The organism is Nitrosomonas supralitoralis (genome assembly GCF_003011925.2).
Lineage (GTDB): Bacteria > Pseudomonadota > Gammaproteobacteria > Burkholderiales > Nitrosomonadaceae > Nitrosomonas > Nitrosomonas supralitoralis.
Genome location: NZ_PXXU01000155.1, coordinates 1 through 1345 on the forward strand (window position 1 = coordinate 1; position 1345 = coordinate 1345).

At 43.0% G+C, this 1345-nt stretch carries 2 protein-coding genes; both read left to right on the forward strand.

The genetic code is table 11. The annotated features are described in order from the left end of the window. Nucleotides 1–67 precede the first annotated feature (67 nt). Nucleotides 68–709 (forward strand): hypothetical protein, encoded by a 642-nt coding sequence (locus C7H79_RS17140; RefSeq protein WP_242447362.1) that lies wholly within the window; start codon nucleotides 68–70, stop codon nucleotides 707–709. Nucleotides 710–778: 69 nt separating this feature from the next. Next, nucleotides 779–1345 (forward strand): hypothetical protein (locus C7H79_RS17145; RefSeq protein WP_106708432.1); only part of this gene is annotated, 567 nt, incomplete at its 3' end.

The window sequence follows — 1345 nt, forward strand, 5'->3', positions numbered from 1 at the left end:
TAGTTGGTGTGCCGGTTTTTTTTATAAGCGGAATAAATCAAAGTAAAATTTAAGGTACTACAAGAGAATGCGGATAATAGAACTGGCAAAATTAGAGACGCTTACCCCAGGAGGCGGATTTGTCGCGGTTAGGCAAATAAAACAATTAGGGGTTGCAATCTTTATACTTGTTATGGGACTTTACACAAGTGCAGTTGGCGCACATGGCAAAACATCTATGGAAGATGATAATTGTATGCGTCGAATTGGGGAGAACATGGTTCACCTCAGTACCTATCAACCTCAAGTTGATATAGAAGGTCATTATTGCACAGAAATACCTAAAGCCGGGGATGCCATATTTGTCATAGACTTGGTTGATCCTGAGCTGCGAGATATTCCCATTGGGGTAAAGATAATAAAGGGCAGCAAGGCAAGCGAAGGAGAAGCGATTACCAGCTTGCGGCCTGCATTATATAAGGACGGTGTTATTAGCACGCAAAATGTGTTGGATCAGGGAAAATATCTGGTATTGGTCACAGCCGAAGGCATACCACCATTGAACTATGAATACCACTTGCGGGTGGAAATGGTCAATTATGCGAATGTATTCAGAGCAGCTATAGGTCCGGTAGTTGGTTTGTTGCTGGCCACGATACTGGTGTATAAACTGCTTCGATCCAGGCGTTTCAGAGATTGGCTGGCGTCGCGTCGCGCTAAGAAAAGCTAAATAACACTGATTTAAATTAAACATCAAGAGAACTGGCAATAACCATTTATCGATACAGGGAAATCTTAAATGTTAGCAAGACTAATAAAAATGAAACAAGTATTATTAACCGTATTACTTACAGCAAGCATGCTGTTTGCAGCCCAGGCACAAGCGCATGGTGGGCTGGCTTTAGCGGATGATATGTGCATATTGACAATTGGGCCATACAGGATGCACTTTACGGGTTATCAACCGCTATCACAGGAAGAAGAATTTTGTGAAGACATACCTGAAGTAGGTAAGACTGTGATAGCACTGGATTACATTCAGGAAGAACTGCGTCCATTGACGACAGAGGTAAGGATAATCAGGGATACGGGTTCAGAAGAAAATCTGGATGAGATCACGGTTTATCACTTGCCGCCAAAAGTATATCCATCGGCCTCGATCACTGTAGAACATATATTTCCGGATAAGGGTAAGTTTGTAGGGCTGGTGACGGTGACGGGAGGAGCGCAGGATTATGTATCACGTTTTCCATTCTCAGTAGGAGAAGGCCGTCCGATATCGAAGATTGCGATAATTGCACCGATCGTATTGTTGATCGCAGGAGCTGCAGCTTTTATGATGCGTAAACGTAAAACTGACGAACAA

What these genes read in the sequence shown, in the direction of transcription:
- C7H79_RS17140 (WP_242447362.1), top strand. Translation starts at nt 68, where the DNA reads ATGCGGATAATAGAACTGGCAAAATTAGAGACGCTTACCCCAGGAGGC.